Source organism: Flavobacterium sp. 270 (assembly GCF_004368785.1).
Classification (GTDB): domain Bacteria; phylum Bacteroidota; class Bacteroidia; order Flavobacteriales; family Flavobacteriaceae; genus Flavobacterium.
The window spans coordinates 473,504-492,696 of sequence record NZ_SODM01000001.1 but is presented as its reverse complement, the minus strand read 5'-3'; the positions used below and the strand labels follow the sequence as shown (position 1 = coordinate 492,696).

Genomic DNA, 19,193 nt, shown 5'->3' with positions numbered 1-19,193 from the left:
AAAATGAAAAAGAATAATTTTAAAGCAAATCCCGGTAATTTCATTCTTAAGATTGCCGCGCTTATCGTGCTGTTTTTAGGCGCTGTTTATTTCTTTGAATATTGGAATTACAGCAGAGATTACGAAACTACAAACGACGCTCAGGTTGAGTCGTACATTAATCCCGTTTCTGCAAGGGCAGGCGGTTATATTCAGAAAGTTTATTTTAATGAACATCAGCTCGTTAAAGAAGGCGATACTTTGGTAGTTCTGGATAACAGAGAATATTTGGCGCAACTGGAAACAGCCGAAGCTGTAATGGATGATGCCAATGCACAGCTGACTGTTTTAGGAGCTGCAATTCACGCTGCCGAAACCGGAACTTCAGTAAGCCGTGACCAGATAAAAGGTGCTCATGCCAAATATGTGCAGCAACAGCAAGACATTAGAAGATATGAAAATCTGGTAAAAGAAGAAGCCGCAACTGGATCTGAATTGGAGCAGGTAAAAGCACATTACGATGTGGCAGAAAGCGAATACAGCGCCGCACAAAATGGCTTAAGAACCAACATTGCCAAAATATCGGAACTAGAAACGCATTTTGCTTTATTGCAGGCAGATGTTAAACGAAAAAAAGCAGCCTTAATTTTAGCAAAACTTAATTTATCGTACACCGTTATTCGTGCACCTTATTCTGGAAGATTAGGTCGAAAAAATATCTTAAACGGACAGCAGATTCAGCCCGGACAACCTTTGGTAAGTATTATTGATGAAGGCGAAAAATGGATCACTGCCAATTATAAAGAAACACAAGTTGCAGACATGTATATCGGACAAACAGCAGAAATACAAGTAGATGCAATGGATGGTAAAACTTTTACAGGAAAAATAGTGGCGATTGCAGGTTCTACAGGATCTCGATTTTCGCTGTTGCCGGCAGACAATTCTACAGGAAATTTTGTAAAAATAGTACAGCGTGTGCCTGTAAAAATTGCATTTGTAAGCGAGCAGAACGATAGAGTAGTGCCGGGAATGAATGTAAGCGTAGCAGTGAAAAAAAGAGTAAAATCATGAAACCGGTTTATTTTAAAAAATGGGCAACAGATTGGCCTTGGGGAATACGTATTGCTTTGTTTTTGATATTACTTTCGGCATTGGTGCAGTTGGGAATGTTTTTGCTTACGCAGAATTATCTGGTTTCTTATCTTGGCGCACAGCCAGAAGATATTTGGTTTGCCGTAATGCTCACTTATGCCGGAATTATTACGATTCTGCCCATTCAGTTTCGTTTTTTAAGGTATTTTGAAACCAGAAATTATCTCATATTCAATATCATTTTTGCCATTATAATGAATATTGTTTGTCTTCATTGTCAGGATATTATTTTGTTTTTCTGTATTCGGTTTTTGCAGGGAATGCTGACCGGAAATGTAATTGTTTGTACGCTTACGCTAATTCTTTCCAGAGTGCATCCAGAACGTTCTCAAACGGTTGGTTCTGCTGTATTTTACGGAACAATTCTAAGTAATACCGTTTTGGTAGGTTTTGTGGCAGGAATTGTAGTAGAATCTGAAGATTGGAAAACGACTTATTATTACCTGATTTTACTTCAGATTTTTACGTTGGCAATCGCTTTATTGATGTTGAGACGCACAACAGGACACAAGCGTTATCCGTTGTATCAGCTGGATTGGATCGGATTGGTGATCTTTGCATTTGCTGTAGTTTCATTGTCATATACCATTCTTTACGGATCAAAATATTATTGGTTTGAAGATCCCAGAATATGTCTGAGTTCTGCGTGCGCATTGATTGGCAGTATATTATTTTTTTACAAACAATCAATTACAAAACGGCCAGTATTGCATTTGGAAGTTTTTAAATCCGGAAAATTTTTAATCGGCCTTTGTCTGCTGATCATTTATTACGGCAGTAAAGACAGCATGAATCTTATTTACAATTATGCGGGAGGATTTGTAAAATGGAGTCTTTTTCAGGTAATTACCTTGGGTTTATGTAATATTGCGGGATTGGTTATTTTTTTGGCAATATCCATTAGAATAATTTTAATTTGGAAAGTTCCAACCAGCAGTTTTTTTATTCCCGGATTTGCCTTATTAGGGATATTCAATTTATGGATGTATTTTTTAATGACTTCCGATTTGTCTTTTTCAGATCTGCTTTTGCCAGTATTTCTGCAAGGCGCTGCTTCAGGAATTTTGTTTGTGCCGCTAATGTTATTTGTATTAACGTCGGCGCCGGCAAATACAGGTCCAAGTGGACTTATTATAGCGGCTTATACCCGTTTTACAACGACGTTGAATTCCTTTGCAGGGTTTTATAATCTGCAATTGTATTACAATCAATATTTTAAAGAAGGGTTTCTTGGTCATATTAATACCGAAAATTCAAATACTGTAGAGCGTATAAATTTCTATAAAAACTTATACGCGTCAAAAGGATTTACAGCAGATCAGGCAGTGTCTTTGGCAAATTCGGCTATAGCTCAAAATCTTGTACAACAAAGTCAGCTGTTGACGAATAGAGCTATATTTATGACTTTTGCGATTGTACTTTTAGGAATTGCATTGCTTATTTTAGTAATTACTGCTGTTAGTAAGAGTCAGGTGTTTTTTAAAAAGCGAAAGAATTTAGCAGCAGAAGATTTGTATTCGGCAGCATAAATACTTAAATTTAGAAATCTAATTTCAAAAAAATATGGACAATCAAAATACAACTTTTTCTACGCGCGTGAATAACTTTAATCGTGAGATAAATTTTGAAACTCCTCTGCCAGATCATATTGGCGTAATGAATCCGTTTAAAAATGAAGCTGTTTTTGAAACAGCTTCTGCCTTTTATAATAAATACTATAACGACAACAACAGAAGGAAATTAATTTTGGGTATAAATCCCGGACGTCTGGGATCTGGCACAACAGGCGTACCTTTTACAGATCCAAAAAGATTAATCAGCGAATGCGGTATTCCGTACAAAGGACAATTGCTGCACGAACCCTCTTCTGTATTTATTTATGAAATGATCAATGCATTTGGAGGCCCCGAACTATTTTATTCTAAGTTTTATATTAGTTCAGTCTGTCCTTTGGGTTTTGTGGAAAAAAACAGCATAGGAAAAGAAATAAATTATAATTACTTCGACAGCAAGGAGTTATTGCAAGCCCTACAGCCTTATATAGAATGGAATATTCAACAGCAGATAAATATGGGATGCGATACAGACGTCTGTTATTGTTTGGGATTAAGTAAAAATTATAAATTTCTTTTAGATTTGAATAAAAGAAAAAAGTATTTTGACAAGATAATTCCTTTACAGCATCCGCGTTTTGTAATGCAGTATAAGTCTAAGGAAAAAGAGAGGTATATTGCTCAATATTTAGAGCTTCTAAGCTGCTAAGGTTCTGAGTTGCTAAGCTTCTAAGCTATATGTTTTGTGAAAAAGTGAAACGCCTTTTCTAAGTTATAAAAAACTATGTCTCTATGTGTTTAAAAAAAATATTAATAAGGTTTATTTTTTCTATTAATCTCGCAAAGACGCAAATTCAATGATTTAAAAAGTAATCTAAATAAACTTAGAAACTTAGTCTCTTAGCACCTCAGAACCTTTGCCCCTTTGAACCTCTAAAAAGAATTCCTTGTAAGCAACCACCAAATCATTAAGCGTAAAACCACGATTTAAACCACTAGGATTTGGTAATACCCAAACTTTAATACCACAGAAATCTTCGTCTTGTTTTCCCCACGGAATTTGTTTTTTTTCAGAAAAAGCAATGTAAGCCGCTTTTCCTAAAAAGGCAATATATTTAGGTTGAAATGTTGTCATTTTAGTTTTGAAAACTTCAAAAGAATTCGCAAATTCTTCCTTAGAAAGTTCATCTGCACGCAAAGTTGGTCTTTCTACAGCCGTAGTAAGTCCATACCCAAAATCAAGGATTGAAGTATCATTTATTGCTTCAACCAAATGAGGTGTAAAACCTGCCTGATGAAGCACTTTCCAGAAGCGATTTCCTCTTCCGGAAAAATGATGTCCGTCAAAAGCAGACTTTAATCCCGGATTGATTCCACAAAAAATAACGGTAAGATTGTTGGAGATAATATCAGTTAACATAACTGTTTTAGAATAAGAAATATTCAACGTGAATACCCTGTAAAGATAGCAAAACTAAGCCTGAATTAAAAGTAATTGCCAATAAAAAAGGATGTAAAACAATATATTTTAGATACAAAAGAGTTTTAAAATCTATGAGATTTAAATAGGCATGAAATTGTAAACAGATTTAAAATAAATTGATTTATTTTTGAAGAACAGTTTAACAACTAGAATGCCACAATAAATGAAAAAAATCCTTTATACCTTATTCGGACTGTTTTTAAGTCTTAGTTTATTTTCTCAAAAAAAGAATTCAGACAAACCCAATGTTATTATTATTTATATTGATGATATGGGTTACGGAGACTTAGAACCTTATGGAATGACAGGAATTCGGACACCAAACTTTAATAAACTCGCTACACAGGGTGCACGTTTTACCAATTTTGAATCTGCACAACCCATTTGTACTGCATCTCGAACAGCTTTGCTTACAGGTTGTTACCCCAACAGAATAGGAATGTCGGGTGTATTATTGCCGTGGGATAAATATGCACTTAATCCTAAAGAAACTACAATTGCTTCGATGCTAAAAAATAACGGATATAAAACCGCATTGGTAGGGAAGTGGCATTTAGGAAACACAGCCCCGTATTTACCTCTAAGTTATGGTTTTGACGAGTTTTACGGAATAAAATATTCGCACGATATCTGGCCTGTTGATTATGACGGACATAGTATTGTAACAGACGAAAAAGATATGCGGTCTAAGTTTCCGCAGCTCGAAATTTACGAAGGAAATGCTCCTGTAGAAACCATTAAAAATATTGATCAAGCTGGTAAATTGACAACTATTTTTACCGAAAGGGCGGTGAAATATATCAAAGACAATAAAAAAGAACCTTTCTTTTTATACCTCGCGCATCCATTGCCGCATGCACCTCTGGCTGTTTCAGATAAATTTAAAGGCAAAAGTAAATCAGGACTTTTTGGCGATGTTATTATGGAACTCGATTGGTCTTTGGGCCAAATAATGGAAACTTTAAAAAAGGAAAATCTCGAAGAAAATACCCTTATAATTGTAGCCAGCGATAACGGTCCGTGGCTAAAGTTTGGTAATCATGCAGGTTCTTCTGGAGGTTTAAGAGAAGGAAAATCAACTACTTTTGAAGGCGGTAACCGAGTACCATTTTTTATAAAATGGCCGGGACATATTCCTGCCGGAGATATCAACGGAGAATTATTTACCAATATGGATATTCTGCCAACAATTGCAGCTGTAACAGGAGCAAAGCTTCCCGAAAATAAAATTGACGGAATTAATTATCTGCCTTTTTTAACGGGCAAAGTTCAGGATACACCTCGTGAAGTAATGTATTATTATTTTGGAATTAATGCCAATTATCTCGAAGCCATACGTTATAAAAACTGGAAATTAGTATTTCCGCACGATTATATGTCTTATACAGGTTCGCAGGGAAGAGACGGAGTTCCCGGCAAGCAGACCAAAAAAACTGCTGTTTTAGCGTTGTACGATCTTGCGCATGATCCCGGAGAAACGTACGATGTGTCTGCATTATATCCGGAAATTATGAAGAAAATGACCGATTATGCACAAGAAGCCCGAGCAGATTTAGGAGATGATCTTACGGGAAAAGCACCAGTAAATGTGCGTCCGCATGCCAATTATAATTAACGGTTGATGCTTTTTATAAGCAGTTTCATAAAAAGCAAAACAAAAATTCGATTCATCGGAATTGAAATTAGGACATAAAAAAACGGGACAAAGAAATCTTCCTTGTCCCGTTTTTTTATTATTCTGTTTTCTATTCTTTAAGCAATAAAATGGCAGCTTTATAACCTGTGCCAACATTCCATTGGCTTGACGCGATAACAGCTCCTTTGTCGTCATAGACTTCATATTGAGCTGTATTTGGTGATGCAAAACCTTCGTTTAAAGCTTCAAAATCAATTTTGTTCATGCCTGGCGCTAAAGTTATTTTGTATTCTTTAAATTTTCCATCCAAACTAACTTCCGGTTCAATTACCTTATCGTTCAGGTATATTTTAATTTTATCGCCATCAACAAAAGCCGCATCTCTAAAACGGATTGTAGAAGTAAATGATTTCGTTCTATAACCGCCCAAATACTGGTTTCTTCTGTAAAAGATTCCTTCTACATTAGCATCTGGTTTATAGATGTTAGTATCTTTAAAAAGTTCTTCAGGGCTTATTTTCAAAGGATCCGGAGCTTCCACAACTGCCGGCGGATTAACTTTTGGAGCAATCTCTTTTGGAGGAATTACTTCTTTAGTTTTAGGTTCCTTTGCCGGAATGGCTTTAAATTTATTATCGAGTTCATCCTGCGCATATCCATGCAGCGAAATTCCAATTATAAATAGGGCGCAAATTATCTTATTCATATCTTAAATGTTATACTAATTATTCCGTTTTATTAAACTTGTTCTTTAGTATTAAAACATTTAATTGTTTTATTTATTGCGTTTGTAGGGAGGAATTTGTGTTTTGTGTTTGATTATTATTAAATTTTTATGTTGAGATTTTCTTCCCATTTTTGATGTTGAATGAAATCTAATAATTCATATTGTAAAACTGTGAATGAGGTTTTTTTAATTGTAACGTAATTTATTGGATTGTGTATGAGGTCTATAACCTTAACATATAGCAAAGACTATCTAATTTGTATGATACTTCTATCAAATTGAGATTTGCATTTGTCTTTAAAGATAATTTCTGCATTTGTTTTTGTATTTCTAAGTATCACCTTTATTTCATCGTTATTATCGTTAACTATTAATTCCAGAATTAATTCTTCCGCTTGACTACTTTCTTTAGTTGTGTATTCTTTTCTAAACGCTTTTAAAACCTCATTTTCGTAAAAACAAAATCCTGCTCTAAAATTTTTATTTCCTTTTCCCCATGTCAAATCAAATCCTTGTGGTAAAAAATTAAAGATTGTATCCTTCCATTTACTTTGATTAAAAAAACATATCTTTTGATTGAATAAATCAAATGAAGAATCACGTAGACTATACCCGTTTGGTAGTTTAATATCTAGTTTATAACGATGTTGTTCTAATACTAATGCAACTTTTTGAGCAATATTAATATTTGAGATAGTATCTGTCTCTGAACGATCATCAAAAATATGCCAAGTTCCTTTTATTTCTTTTGCTTGGTAAGTGCCGATTTTAAATTTTAAATCAGTATTGTCTTTATTAAACTTTTGTATCCATACTGCGACCTTTCCTTTGGGCTGAACTTCAGCAATGAAATGAAGAATTTTATTTGATGTATAATCATTTTTTATTCCCATATCCAATGCTTTTTCTACAATTTTCTCATACGGTAAGGTAAATACACCATTATAAAATTTTTGTTCATTGTAAGAAAACCATTTTATAGATAAACTATCAGGAAAAAAAGTATCTGCTGTCTCTCTTTCTGATTCATTTATTTTGTCCCAGCCATCAGCGAGTATCATATTTTTATTAATGTCATAAAAATTATCTTTAAATTCACAATCGGATACTTCCACAATGTTTCCTTGGGCACTTATTACACCACTTATCCAATCATGTTTTTCATAAGATTTATAATTATAGAATTGAATTATATTAGGGATTAAGGTTAAAATTAACAATACCAATAGCCCCCATGCTGGCGCGAGCGTCCCGCTCGTGCGCGCATTGTAAATCTATTTCAGGACAAGACAACTTTGGGTTCACGAGTGAGACGCTCGCGCCAGCGGGGAGATTAGGCTCTCCTATTGGAGTAGTTTCTCTTTCTGTGTGAGTATAACAGTCCCGAACCTTTTGCTCCACCATCTGTAAGATTTACTCTAAGGGTTACATCAATACGTTTTGATTTTTTGTTAATTTTGACATCTACCTAGCCTACTTACTTGTAAGTTTTTTATGATATTACTGGTTTAGGCGGGGCGTATAAGTTATCTTTTGTTATATTATTCATCTAAATAAATATTTCCTAAATCAATAGTATCAAGCTTATTATTATTATTATTATTATTTGCTTCTTTTAAATTTTTGATGGTGATTATTTTTTTTGTATATCCAGATTTTTCAATACAATAATCATAAGATAAATTTAACTGATAATGTAAATATTTATATGGCAGTTCTAGTCCATCAATAAAGAAAGTTCCATCTTTTAATGTTTTTATTGTATCGAAATTATTTGAAGAATATTTCTTAACGTAAATTTTTGCATCTTCAATAGGCTTCTTGTCTTTTGAAGATACAACCCTACCAGTAACAGCATTATAAATTGTATATTTTTTATTGGAGCAACCAATAATTATAAAAATTAATAGAACAATTAAAGACAATAGTATTTTTTTCATTATTAAAACTATTTAATTTTTATTTTTGTAAGCCATATTAAATTTAAAAGATCAAATTCTGAAACTATTGTTCTAGGAATACCCATGCTGGCGCGAGCGTCCCGCTCGTGCGCGCATTGTAAATCTAATTTCAGCACAAGACATCATCTTCAATCTTAACTTTGGGTTCACGAGCGAGACGCTCGCGCCAGCGGGGGAATACAAGAGTTTGTATTGTGTAGGTACTTCTTTTTTATTTCCTGATTCGGGAAGATAATCATGTTTAAAATCAAGTCCCATGTGTAAATACTAAAATGGACAAACTTACTATCTCCAACTTCTAAGAACTTTAATCCTCCTTCATAAACAACCCAATGTGAATTAGTTGTTAATGTCATTGGATCGTAACCGGCCATATCTTCAATCATATTAGAATCAATCATCATTAAAATTGTCTTACCTTCTTTATATTTTCGAATCAATAATTTTCAGATTAAGAATATCCATTTCACCAATAACATCTTTTAGTTTTCAGGGCAATCTTCTTTTTATTTTACTTTATACAACTTGATAATATTAATAACAGAAAAAGTCTAGTACTTCAATATATCAATAATCTCAAACCGTTATTATTTTTTAATTATTTTTCCCAATTTTGTTGGAATATCAATATTAAGCGGAGATTTTGTATTGTCCAATTTATATCCATTAACTATTAGTGATTTAATATTATTCATGATAATCAAATCGCCAGGGCGTCCACCGGAAAAAACTGTGTCAATCTTATTATTTATGAATGTAATCTTAAATTCGAGACTATCATCTAAAACTAATCTAACATCATAATCTATTTTTCCAGTAATGAACCTTTGCTCAGTCCCTAAAATGTAAGGTATTAGTACTCGTTGATTAAAAGTTTTATATCCTTCTTCACAATCCCGGGTGTCAAAAATAGAGTCAGTTTTAATTAATTTTTTAAAATTTGAATTTTTGACATATCGTTCGTAAATAATTTTTTTCGGACATATTGAGGAATTCCAGTCTCTTAATATAATATTATCGAAAGAACTATTGTCTTTTGTATAAGTAATTCTTTTGCAGTTTATAAAAATTAACAATACTATTAAACTAATATACTTCAATGTATCCATAATTGTTACTATCCATAATTGTTACTTTTAAATGATTCAATAGAAATTCTCTCGTGTTTATAAATATTACATTCGATGAATGGGTTAGATTCGCTTAATTTTTAATTACATTTCCTAATTTTGTTAAAATCACTATGTTATTTTTTGCATCTTTATTATCTGAATGATGTCCATTGATAATCATTGAACAAATTGTGTTGTTGATGTAATATTTTTTGCCGAGTGTAAAGACATATTTGGTAGTGTCTCTTATGGTATGAATATTTGTTATTTTGAATTCAAGACTATCATCAATTATTAATCTTATGTCATAATTTATTTGTCCTTTATACAATGTTATTGGAGTAAATAATCTTTGATTATATTTTAATACCTGACTTTCACAGTCTCTGATCTCAAAATCAGAATAACTATTAATAATTTTTGTGAAATTTGTTTTTCTTTCATATTTCTCATATACAATCTTTTTTGGACATACTGATGAATTCCATTCTTTCAAGTAAATTCCCTGAAATGAATAATCTTGATTAAAATATTCGCTACAACTAGTCAATAAAAGAAAAACACTCCCTAATTTAAGATATTTCGATATAGCCATAATAATTTGCTTTAAATGATTGTAAATTAATTCGTTCTTTTCTATAGATTAGACTTTGGCTAATATCTGCTTCATATCCAAGTTCGTTACGTTGATTAATTGGATTAAAGCCCCAAGTATATATACTAAAACCTACAAATTTGCTATTTCCAACATCAATAAAACTTAATTCACCTTCGTAAACAACCCAGTGTGAGTTTTCGGTTATACTTAAATTTCTATATTCAGGTATATTATAAATCATATTAGCATCAATCATCATTAAAATTGTCTTACCTTCTTTATATTTTCGATCAATAATTTTGAGATTAAGAATGTCCATATCGCCAATGGCATCATTTAGTTTTCCGGACAATCCTTTTTTATTGGCAATCTGTAGTAAACCTAAGTCATGCGATTCTGCATTTGTAAAACCAGCAACTTCCTTACACATTCTGGTAAGCATATTTGGCCAATTTACCGCTTTTACCATGTCAACTTGGCTATTTTCAAAACCATTATAAACAAACTGGCTGTTTAAGCTCTCTTTACTTCTGGTTGTAGCAAGTACAATCCAGTCTATCGCTTTCATTTTCATAGACACATAATTTGCATCCGTTGGCTTGGTTTCATACATACTTAATGCTTTCTCATGAGGCTTAAGAATATAATTTCCAATAGTATATTGTCCAGTTCTAAAAAGCTCTTTTGCCAATTTTTCGTATGCCTTTGGGTCGCGCTTTATCATTGCATAATACAAGGCTGCCATACCGCAAAGGGAACTGCCTCCCTGATCAATTTTCCAAGGATCTTTAACTCGATTTTTTATTTGTTCGTGAATTTCCATTCTGTCAAACCATCTAAATCTATTGTGTTTCCAGACAGGTAATTCGGCTTCTTTCATAGGATCTTTTATATAAGCCCGCACAAAAACAAAGCGACCACACATATCTTCCTCATTCATTTCTACCTTTATATGATCGCCTTTCGCTGCGAGCGGAATTTCTATCCATTTATTTAGTGATAAGCTATGGTATTTTAACATCCATTTTATATCTGTTTTGTTTTTTGGAACATCTTTGTGATAAGCTTTAACTTTAAATTCATAAGTTTTCCCAAAAAGCATTCCGAGATTATTAGTTCCTCCTTTTGTATCATTTTTAGAACCAAAATCTAAAGTGGTTATAAGTTCAATTTCTTTTACACTTTCTTTTACAGGTGAATCCAGAGGATCACCATAAGTATATTTAGGCGCAAAATAATCTATAAATCCATTAGAATTTATTTCTACACCTTCTTTGGCATACCATCTGGTAGTGCCTCCTACTTTTATATTTACGTTGCCTCCAACTCTAATATTTTCAGACATAATTATTGTTCTTTTTCGATTATTTTAAAAGTTTTAAAATCTATGGCATGAAACTGTCCTTCTGCATAAAAAGTTTTTTGGGTAATTTCCTGAATTTCTTCCTTTGACATCATTATAATCATAGTGCCATCAGAACTGTCTATCCGGTCTCCCATATTTTCTAATTTAAAAGGCTGAAAATTAATTCTGATATGACAGGGAGCATCTGTCATGTAATTTCCAACAGAATCTCGATAATTTATTTTGTTTTTATTTACAGAAAACATTGCATTATTGAGATTGTTATGATAGCTGTAACTATAATCATTTCCCATGATTGTTATATTGTGAACTCTTCTAATGCTCATTGCTCTTAATTTTGTCTTGTACTTTCAGCACTGTTGTTTTGTATCTCAGTCTGCGAATGTGTCTCATGCCCACTTTCACTGTACGATTTAATTTTATTTCCAGTTGATAAAGTATGATCCTTATTTATTTCTTTATTTAAATTTCCTTTTATAGCAACATTATGATCACCTCCAACATTTAAAATTTTATCTAAGCCAACGCTAGTACCTAAGATGCCTCCAACATTTGTTGTTTTGTTTATAATTGCGCTTTCAGAAATATTTTGACCTGCATTTGTTTTTACATCTTTTCCTGCATTCATAACAATATCTTCTCCAGCCTCAAACTCAATATTTTTTGGAGCTTTAAACTTAATATTTCCGTCACCGTGAATTACTGCTATAGTCTGTCCTTTTTGGCTTTCGATTGTAACATCGCCTGTTTCATCGTCAGAAATAATTCGGTTACCACTTCGGGTTTGAATCACTTTAAGATCATTCTTTTCTGTAGCATAACCGCTTTTATTTTGTCCGTTATATTCCGTTCCCATTACAAAAGGTCTCTGGATATTCCCACTTTCAAAACCTACCAAAACTTCTTCGCCAATTTCCGGGATAAAATAAAATCCTTTTCCTCCACCAGAATGTGGCTGAATCATTCTGATCCAGTCGCTGGTTGTATCTCCATTCCCCCAGTTAAATTTTACACGTACGCGTCCCATTCCTTCGGGGTCATTATTGTCGGTAACTTTTGCAGGCTGGTTTTCTGCTTTTGCAAAAACTTCTACATCAGTATAATGCGGTGCAGTAACATCTGCCGGAATGGCTTTAAATTCACAGCTGTAATTACCGTGGAGTTTCGATAAATGGGTAATTTCTATGGCTAATAATTCGTGCTCTACAGTTCCGTTTACAATAGTGAAAACCTGCCCTAAACCAATCGGGAAATAAGACGTTCCGCTGTAATAAACGCTGTTGGCATCTTGTCCTGCAGTGTGCAGTTTTACCATCTGCTCGATCTCTTCTTTGTCCTGAGCGTTTGAGGTATGTTTACCAATACTCAATTCTGGCTGCGAAATATTTCCTTGGGTATAACCTACAATACCAGAAAAACTGTCACGGCTTCCGTCGGATGTTTTCATTGCTGAACTTCTTACATTGACGGCATTATCAGGATCATAAGCGCCCAGAGAGATTTTATGTGCAGTAAGATTTATCTGGATTTTAAAATCTTCAAGCGAAACATTATTAATAAGTTTTACTTTGCTGTTTTTCAGCTGTCCGAACTGTGTGCGCATTCCGTCAAAATAAAACCACTGCCCATAACGGAAAGCAATTCTTTTTAGAAATTCAAAACTGGTTTCATCGTATTGCGCCAAATATTTAAATTCTTTGCGGTACGTTGGAGAAATGGCTTCTTTTTGATAAAAATCGGATGGACCTTCGGCTAAAATACCCGGAACAATATTTTGTAAAGGAAGCTCAAGATATATTCTCGATTTTTTCATATCATCAAGCGCAATCGTGTGGCTGATTCCTGTTACATTAATTCCATCCGGACTGCCGTTGCGGTCAATAGAAACCAGCCCGTTGATGATTCCTTTAGACATCAATCGAACTCCGTTTACCAGAAAAGTAAATATTACTTCGGCGCCCATATACCTGCGAAGTGCTTTTGCCTGATTGACAGGATCAATTACAACTTCTGGTGCATAATACCATGTGAATGAAAAATGATGATGGTCTGCCATTTTCTGGCTGACTATTAGGTCTGAATGAATTACGTTTAATGAAAAGCCGTCAATAGTAATTTTGACTTGATCTGCGAAATGTGCCATAAGTAAGTTGGTGTGATATAGTTATTCTTTTAAATATATTTTTATACTTTTTTATAAAGAAAACTAAAGCAAAAATTATCTATAGTTATTAAAAGTTTTTTTTATAATAGAATAAGACTTTGTATTCTAATCAGCAATTACAAGCCTTAGATACAAATACTATAACCATTTCCTAAAATCCTGTAACACCAAAAACCTCAAATTATCGAATTTTGTATTTCTAAATAGGACAACAATTCTGCAATCCAAAAACAGAATTAGAACTATCTAAAAATGAAAAATGAGTGCAGAAAACACGCAAAAAAATAAAAGCGGCAAATTGGCCGCTTTTTGTATTATAATAATTTAAGATTTCTAACAGAAATAATAATGATGAAAAAACTACGAATTTCACTAATCAATATACACGGACTTTTGAAGGGTTCCGGCCTCGAAATTGGTCGTGACGCCGACAATGGCGGACAAACAAAATACATTTATGAACTTGCTGAGTTTTTATCACAACACCCAGATGTTGAGTACGTTGATTTGTTTACAAGATTAATTGATGATCCAAAACTTTCTCCAGAATATGCCGTTCCTGTTGAAGCTGTTAATGAAAAATTTCACATCAGACGAATTCCTTTTCTGGGGAAAAAATACCGCGCCAAAGAACAGCTTTGGGAAGGCCTTGACACTTTTGTGAATGGCGTAATGCAACATATAAAAGCGCATAATATTTATCCTGACTGGATACATTCTCATTATGCAGATGCAGGATATGCAGCTGCAGAATTATCAGCCGTATTAAACATTCCGTTTGCGCATACAGGGCATTCGCTGGGTTTTTATAAGAAGAAAAAATTATTAGAAAGTGGAGAAACGGAAGAAGAACTGGAAAAGAAATTTAAGTTTGAAGCCAGGATCGCCGCCGAAGAAAAAACCTTAGAACTCTCAGAATTTATTGTGACTTCTACAGAGCAGGAAATCGAAACGTATAAAGCGTATAAAAACTTCGAATTGGCAAAATACCACGCCATTTCTCCGGGTATTGACACCAGAAAATTTGTTCCGTATTATTATCAGGAAATGGACAGCGATAAAAATATGGAAGAAACACAGCGAAAATACTGGGTTTCAGAAACCATTTCAAAATTCCTGACCAATCCACATAAGCCTTTTATTTTGGCACTTTCGAGACCGGACAGACACAAAAACCTGCATACTTTGATAGAAGTTTACGGCAAAGATAAAGAACTGCAAAGCATTGCAAATCTGGTAATTTTTGCAGGAATTAGAAAAGATATCCAGACCATGCCAGAATCTGAAAAAGAGGTGCTTACCGATTTATTATTATTGATGGATAAATACGATTTGTACGGCAAAATGGCGATTCCGAAAAAGCATGATGTTGAGAATGAAGTTTCGATTATTTACCGTTATGCCGCAGAAAAAAGAGGCGTATTTGTAAATCTGGCTTTGCACGAAAATTTTGGTTTAACCGTAATAGAATCAGCAAGTTCGGGACTTCCGGTTATTGTAACTAAAAACGGCGGGCCTTCAGAAATTATTCCGACTTGCCAAAATGGAGAACTGGTAGATCCGCAGGATGAAAAACAGATTAAAAAAGCACTTTTGAATATTTTGACAGATGAAAATCAATGGAAATATTATTCAAATAATGGCGCTATAAATATTCAGAAACATTACAGCTGGCTGAGCCACGTCAATCAATATGTAGAATTGGTAAACGAAAATTTATCGCTTTCGTCTGGCGCAGGAATTAAAAAACAGCATTATTCTACGATCAATATTGACCGCTTAAAAAGAAAGGTCGAAAACTTATTGGTTTCGGATATTGACGGAACACTTATCGAACCAAAATTAAACAATCCGGGACTAAAAGAATTAAAAGCGCATCTTACGAATCGTACCGATAAAATGGCTTTTGCAATGGCATCGGGGCGAAATCTTACGCTGGTAAAAAAGATTATTGACGAAGAACAATTTCCGCTTCCCGATTTTATAATTTGTTCTGTTGGTACCGAAATTTATTATACGAACGGAAAAGATTATGTGCTGGACAAAGGCTGGGCAAAATTCCTATCCGGACGTTGGAAACGCGATGATATTGTTGAAAGATTAAAAGCCGTGAAATGGATTAAAATGCAGGAAGACGAAGCGCAGAATCCGTATAAAATCTCTTATTATTATGAAAAAGAAAATTACGATCACGAAGAATTAATCGCAGCTTTAGGAACGGGCTGGTACAAAGTAAATATTATTCCGAGTCACGGTCAGTTTTTGGATTTTATTCCTAAAAGGGCTTCAAAAGGAAATGCTATTAAATTCTTGTGTCGCAAATGGGCTATTCCGTTGACAAACGTGATCGCTGCAGGCGATTCCGGAAATGATGTTGATATGTTTAGAGGGCCAATAAAAGGAATTATCGTTGGCAATAGAAGCGCAGAATTAGCTGAATATGAAACAACTAAAAGTATTTATGTCGCCAAAAATTCGGCTTCGTCTGGAATTTTAGAAGGATTAAAGCATTATAAAATAATTAAATAACACGTTAGTGAAATTTAAACACATAGAAACATAGCTTTAGAATATCTATAAAAGTCGTTTCACTTACATATAAACATATAGCTATGTGTGAGAAATAAGTTTCTTTTAAATTTCTTTTTTTATGCATTTAGAAAATAAACCTATGCTTCTATGTGTTTAAAAATAATTACACTAACGAATTAAATAAATATACTATGTATTCAGGATCAGGATTTAGCAATTGGGAAATTGGAGATGTTGACATCTTTATAGATGAAAACGGAATTCATCATTTATTTCATTTAATTATTCCCAATCACGATTACATTGCGCACGCGGTTTCTAAAGACGGTCTTTCGTGGAAACGAGTAAAAAATGCTCTTTTTGTAGGTGATCCGGGCGATTGGGATGACGATATGTTATGGACAATGCATGTGAGCCACAGATCTGAAGGTGAAGGTTATGAAATGTATTACACAGGTCTTAAAAGACAGGATAAAGGAATTGAACAGAAAATAGGAAGGGCAGTTTCTAAAGATTTAATTCATTGGACAAAAGAAAATTTATATGGTCTGCCTTTTAAAAGTGAAGCACCGCATTACGAAAGTCCAAGCAATAATCCGCGGGAATGGATTAGTTTTCGGGATCCTTTTAAATATCAGTTTGAAGGAGAAGATTATTTATTAATCTGCGCCCGAAGTGCCTCTGGACCAACTTATCGAAGAGGTTGTATTGCGGTTGCTAAAAGAGAAAAGGAAGGGTTTGTGCTGCAGAAACCTTTGCATTTCCCGTATGTTTATGATGATGTAGAATGCCCGTGTGTAGTCGAGATTAAGGGAACTTATTATCTTTTAGGATCTATTCGCGAAGATGTAAAAGTGCGTTATTGGTCGGCTCTAGAATTTAAGGGCGAATATTGTGCTTTTCATAATAATGTGCTGCTTCCACAAGGAAATTATGCCGCGCGCGTGGTAAAAGACGGCAGTCATTTTTTAATCTATAATTTTTATTTTGCAGATGGAAATGTCAACACTCATCGCGTAATTCCGCCGCCAAAAGAATTAGATATTGACCACAGTGGGAGGCTGGTATTAAAGGCTTATTATTTTTGGGAAAGACTGTATCAGAAAACAATTCTTCAAAAAGATTTGCCGTTGCCTTTGCCCATTTTAGGAAATCCTACAGCGGAATTTGAACTTGAAAATGAAAACAAATGGCGCTTTGGATGTCGAAGCGGTTATGAAATTTATTGCTTCGAAAAACCTTCTAATGATTTTGTCTGGGAAGGAAAATTAGCCGTTGAAGGAATGGGAAAAACGGGCTTTGTTATTGAATGTGATAAGGAAGGAACGGCTTATTATATTTCGATTGATTTTGTGAATGGTTTTGTGCAGTTTAGAGCTTGGGGATTTAATGAAAAAGACGTAAAAAATAATTTTATTTTCGAAAATATTCAAACGAATCAATTTGAAATTCAGGAAGATAGACAGATTTATTTTAAGATTATCCGCTACGGAAATTATTATGAACTTTCTATAAATGGTGTTGTAAAACTGACCTTATTAGATTTTAAATACAGCGAAGGAAAAATTGGTATTTATGTTTGTTCGGCAGTAATTTCGGTTAGTGATTCTCAAATTCACGTGCTCCCGGAACCAGAAAACGAGTATGCTGCTGCAGATCCGGATAAATACCTAAAAGATTATACCAGAATTGTACAACCTCCTGAGGGCGCTAATTAAGATTTTTTGCCACGAATTCCACTAATTTCACTAATTTTTTTAAATTTTTAATTTGTGTTAATTCGTGTAATTCGTGGCAAAAAAATATTACTTCATTTTATAAATTTCAGAGCCGGCTAGTAAAAAACAACCCAATCCGTAATCTTCAAAATCTGGAATTTTGTCGTACGATAAAGGCTGTCCGTCTTTAGGTTCTTTTCCTGTGGATTGTAGAAATCCTAAGAAACCATTAGTATGTAAACTTTCTGTTGTAAGAGCATTCCAAGCTTTTTGAACCACAGGTAAATAGGTCTCTTTTTTTAAGATACCGCTGTTAATTCCGTATGAAATTCCATAAACAAATAGGGCAGTTCCAGAAGCTTCTTTTTCTCCAAAATTAGTCGGATCGTGTAAACTCACATTCCAAAAACCATCCGCTCTTTGAATCGGAACTAAAGCTGCTGCCATCGCTTTTAAATCTTTTACATATTGCTCTCTATGAGGCGCATTTTCTGGAATAATCGTCAAGACTTTTGCTAAAGCTGCAATTACCCAGCCATTTCCGCGGCTCCAATAACAATTTTGTCCGTTTGGTTCTTTATACGGAGGATCAAAATCGGCATCGCGCCACCATAAACCTTCTTTTGGATTAAAAAGCCCGTGGTCACCGTGATTATTTCTGCTGTACATATACATTTGGTACATTTTTTCGAAATAACGATTGTCTTTTTCCAAAACACCCATTTTAGCAAAAACAGGCATTCCCATTTGTATGGCATCAATCCACGACCAATCATCTAATTGAGAAGTGTTTAATAACATGGCAATATTTGCTCTAGTATTTTTTAGTTTTTTAGACTCAGGTTCAAGATTATACAAATCAATATAGGTTTGTGCTGCACAATAATTATCGGCATTGCGGGTTGTATTACCGCTATTAAAACCCCATTTATGAAATTCTGCCCATGAATACGCATAATCGTAATAAGTATCTTTTGGGAAAATTTCGTGCAGCGCCATCAATCCTTCATAATAAACTCCGCGCGTCCAGATATTACTTGGGCGTTCTTTGTTGGTAATAATTGTTTTACCGGTTTCTGGCCATTTTTGCATAAAATAATCATTGGCAAGGATCATTTGTTTGAGCACCAGTTTCTTATCAAACGGTTGTTGGGCGTTTACAGCAGTATATGAAAAGCATATAGCGAAAAGTAAAAGTAATTTTCTCAT

16 protein-coding genes are annotated in these 19,193 nt (G+C 34.0%); 6 read left to right on the top strand and 10 right to left on the bottom strand.

Features of this window, described 5'->3' with window-relative positions; genetic code table 11:
- The first annotated feature begins 3 nt into the window (after positions 1-3).
- From EV144_RS02155 to EV144_RS02145, 3 genes are read left to right on the top strand one after another with little or no spacing between them, the layout of a single operon-like run.
- Entirely contained in the window at positions 4-1,053 is a 1,050-nt protein-coding gene (locus tag EV144_RS02155; RefSeq protein WP_134145729.1) for an HlyD family secretion protein, read from the top strand.
- Positions 1,050-2,663 (top strand): MFS transporter, encoded by a 1,614-nt coding sequence (locus EV144_RS02150; protein WP_134145727.1) that lies wholly within the window; start codon positions 1,050-1,052, stop codon positions 2,661-2,663. The genes EV144_RS02155 and EV144_RS02150 overlap by 4 nt, the downstream gene beginning before the upstream one ends.
- Before the next feature lie 34 nt (positions 2,664-2,697).
- Entirely contained in the window at positions 2,698-3,396 is a 699-nt protein-coding gene (locus tag EV144_RS02145) for a uracil-DNA glycosylase family protein (protein WP_134145725.1), read from the top strand.
- A gap of 183 nt (positions 3,397-3,579) precedes the next feature.
- Here the strand turns inward: EV144_RS02145 and mug are convergent, their stop codons facing one another.
- Positions 3,580-4,107, bottom strand: a complete 528-nt coding sequence (mug, locus tag EV144_RS02140; RefSeq protein WP_134145723.1) for a G/U mismatch-specific DNA glycosylase — start codon at positions 4,105-4,107, stop codon at positions 3,580-3,582.
- A gap of 226 nt (positions 4,108-4,333) precedes the next feature.
- Between mug and EV144_RS02135 the strand changes: the two genes are divergently transcribed.
- Positions 4,334-5,785 carry a sulfatase gene (locus EV144_RS02135; RefSeq protein ID WP_134145721.1) on the top strand — a complete coding sequence of 484 codons (1,452 nt, stop codon included), beginning with the start codon at positions 4,334-4,336 and terminating at the stop codon, positions 5,783-5,785.
- 130 nt (positions 5,786-5,915) lie between these two features.
- Here EV144_RS02135 and EV144_RS02130 read toward each other — a convergent pair whose 3' ends face one another.
- The 8 genes from EV144_RS02130 to EV144_RS02095 all read right to left on the bottom strand — a co-directional run bounded on the left by EV144_RS02130 (position 5,916) and on the right by EV144_RS02095 (position 13,713).
- Entirely contained in the window at positions 5,916-6,512 is a 597-nt protein-coding gene (locus tag EV144_RS02130; protein ID WP_134145719.1) for a hypothetical protein, read from the bottom strand.
- Positions 6,513-6,781: 269 nt separating this feature from the next.
- Complete coding sequence (locus EV144_RS02125) at positions 6,782-7,753, bottom strand: DUF2931 family protein (protein ID WP_262712217.1); 972 nt, start codon at positions 7,751-7,753, stop codon at positions 6,782-6,784.
- 321 nt (positions 7,754-8,074) lie between these two features.
- On the bottom strand, positions 8,075-8,473 hold the full coding sequence (locus EV144_RS02120; RefSeq protein WP_134145715.1) for a carboxypeptidase regulatory-like domain-containing protein: 399 nt from the start codon (positions 8,471-8,473) through the stop codon (positions 8,075-8,077).
- Positions 8,474-9,081: 608 nt separating this feature from the next.
- Complete coding sequence (locus tag EV144_RS02115; RefSeq protein WP_134145713.1) at positions 9,082-9,603, bottom strand: hypothetical protein; 522 nt, start codon at positions 9,601-9,603, stop codon at positions 9,082-9,084.
- Positions 9,604-9,697: 94 nt separating this feature from the next.
- Complete coding sequence (locus EV144_RS02110; protein WP_134145711.1) at positions 9,698-10,201, bottom strand: hypothetical protein; 504 nt, start codon at positions 10,199-10,201, stop codon at positions 9,698-9,700.
- Entirely contained in the window at positions 10,179-11,549 is a 1,371-nt protein-coding gene (locus tag EV144_RS02105) for a hypothetical protein (RefSeq protein ID WP_134145709.1), read from the bottom strand. Before EV144_RS02105 ends, EV144_RS02110 begins: the two co-directional genes overlap by 23 nt.
- A gap of 2 nt (positions 11,550-11,551) precedes the next feature.
- The gene (locus tag EV144_RS02100; RefSeq protein WP_134145707.1) at positions 11,552-11,896 is read right to left on the bottom strand and encodes a hypothetical protein; all 345 of its coding nucleotides are present in this window, start codon (positions 11,894-11,896) and stop codon (positions 11,552-11,554) included.
- 5 nt (positions 11,897-11,901) lie between these two features.
- Positions 11,902-13,713, bottom strand: coding sequence for a type VI secretion system Vgr family protein (locus tag EV144_RS02095; RefSeq protein WP_134145705.1), 1,812 nt, complete (start codon positions 13,711-13,713; stop codon positions 11,902-11,904).
- A 369-nt stretch (positions 13,714-14,082) separates the two neighbouring features.
- Between EV144_RS02095 and EV144_RS02090 the strand changes: the two genes are divergently transcribed.
- The gene (locus EV144_RS02090) at positions 14,083-16,263 is read left to right on the top strand and encodes an HAD-IIB family hydrolase (protein WP_134145703.1); all 2,181 of its coding nucleotides are present in this window, start codon (positions 14,083-14,085) and stop codon (positions 16,261-16,263) included.
- A gap of 194 nt (positions 16,264-16,457) precedes the next feature.
- Positions 16,458-17,984, top strand: a complete 1,527-nt coding sequence (locus EV144_RS02085; RefSeq protein WP_134145701.1) for a glycosyl hydrolase family 32 — start codon at positions 16,458-16,460, stop codon at positions 17,982-17,984.
- Between the two features lie 87 nt (positions 17,985-18,071).
- Here EV144_RS02085 and EV144_RS02080 read toward each other — a convergent pair whose 3' ends face one another.
- Complete coding sequence (locus EV144_RS02080) at positions 18,072-19,193, bottom strand: glycoside hydrolase family 88 protein (RefSeq protein ID WP_134145700.1); 1,122 nt, start codon at positions 19,191-19,193, stop codon at positions 18,072-18,074.

Bases quoted from the DNA above. Each gene is read 5' to 3' on its own strand.
- EV144_RS02155 (WP_134145729.1), top strand. From the start codon at position 4: ATGAAAAAGAATAATTTTAAAGCAAATCCCGGTAATTTCATTCTTAAG.
- EV144_RS02150 (WP_134145727.1), top strand. From the start codon at position 1,050: ATGAAACCGGTTTATTTTAAAAAATGGGCAACAGATTGGCCTTGGGGA.
- EV144_RS02145 (WP_134145725.1), top strand. From the start codon at position 2,698: ATGGACAATCAAAATACAACTTTTTCTACGCGCGTGAATAACTTTAAT.
- mug (WP_134145723.1), bottom strand. From the start codon at position 4,107: ATGTTAACTGATATTATCTCCAACAATCTTACCGTTATTTTTTGTGGA.
- EV144_RS02135 (WP_134145721.1), top strand. From the start codon at position 4,334: ATGAAAAAAATCCTTTATACCTTATTCGGACTGTTTTTAAGTCTTAGT.
- EV144_RS02130 (WP_134145719.1), bottom strand. From the start codon at position 6,512: ATGAATAAGATAATTTGCGCCCTATTTATAATTGGAATTTCGCTGCAT.
- EV144_RS02120 (WP_134145715.1), bottom strand. From the start codon at position 8,473: ATGAAAAAAATACTATTGTCTTTAATTGTTCTATTAATTTTTATAATT.
- EV144_RS02115 (WP_134145713.1), bottom strand. From the start codon at position 9,603: ATGGATACATTGAAGTATATTAGTTTAATAGTATTGTTAATTTTTATA.
- EV144_RS02110 (WP_134145711.1), bottom strand. From the start codon at position 10,201: ATGGCTATATCGAAATATCTTAAATTAGGGAGTGTTTTTCTTTTATTG.
- EV144_RS02105 (WP_134145709.1), bottom strand. From the start codon at position 11,549: ATGTCTGAAAATATTAGAGTTGGAGGCAACGTAAATATAAAAGTAGGA.
- EV144_RS02100 (WP_134145707.1), bottom strand. From the start codon at position 11,896: ATGAGCATTAGAAGAGTTCACAATATAACAATCATGGGAAATGATTAT.
- EV144_RS02095 (WP_134145705.1), bottom strand. From the start codon at position 13,713: ATGGCACATTTCGCAGATCAAGTCAAAATTACTATTGACGGCTTTTCA.
- EV144_RS02090 (WP_134145703.1), top strand. From the start codon at position 14,083: ATGATGAAAAAACTACGAATTTCACTAATCAATATACACGGACTTTTG.
- EV144_RS02085 (WP_134145701.1), top strand. From the start codon at position 16,458: ATGTATTCAGGATCAGGATTTAGCAATTGGGAAATTGGAGATGTTGAC.
- EV144_RS02080 (WP_134145700.1), bottom strand. From the start codon at position 19,193: ATGAGAAAATTACTTTTACTTTTCGCTATATGCTTTTCATATACTGCT.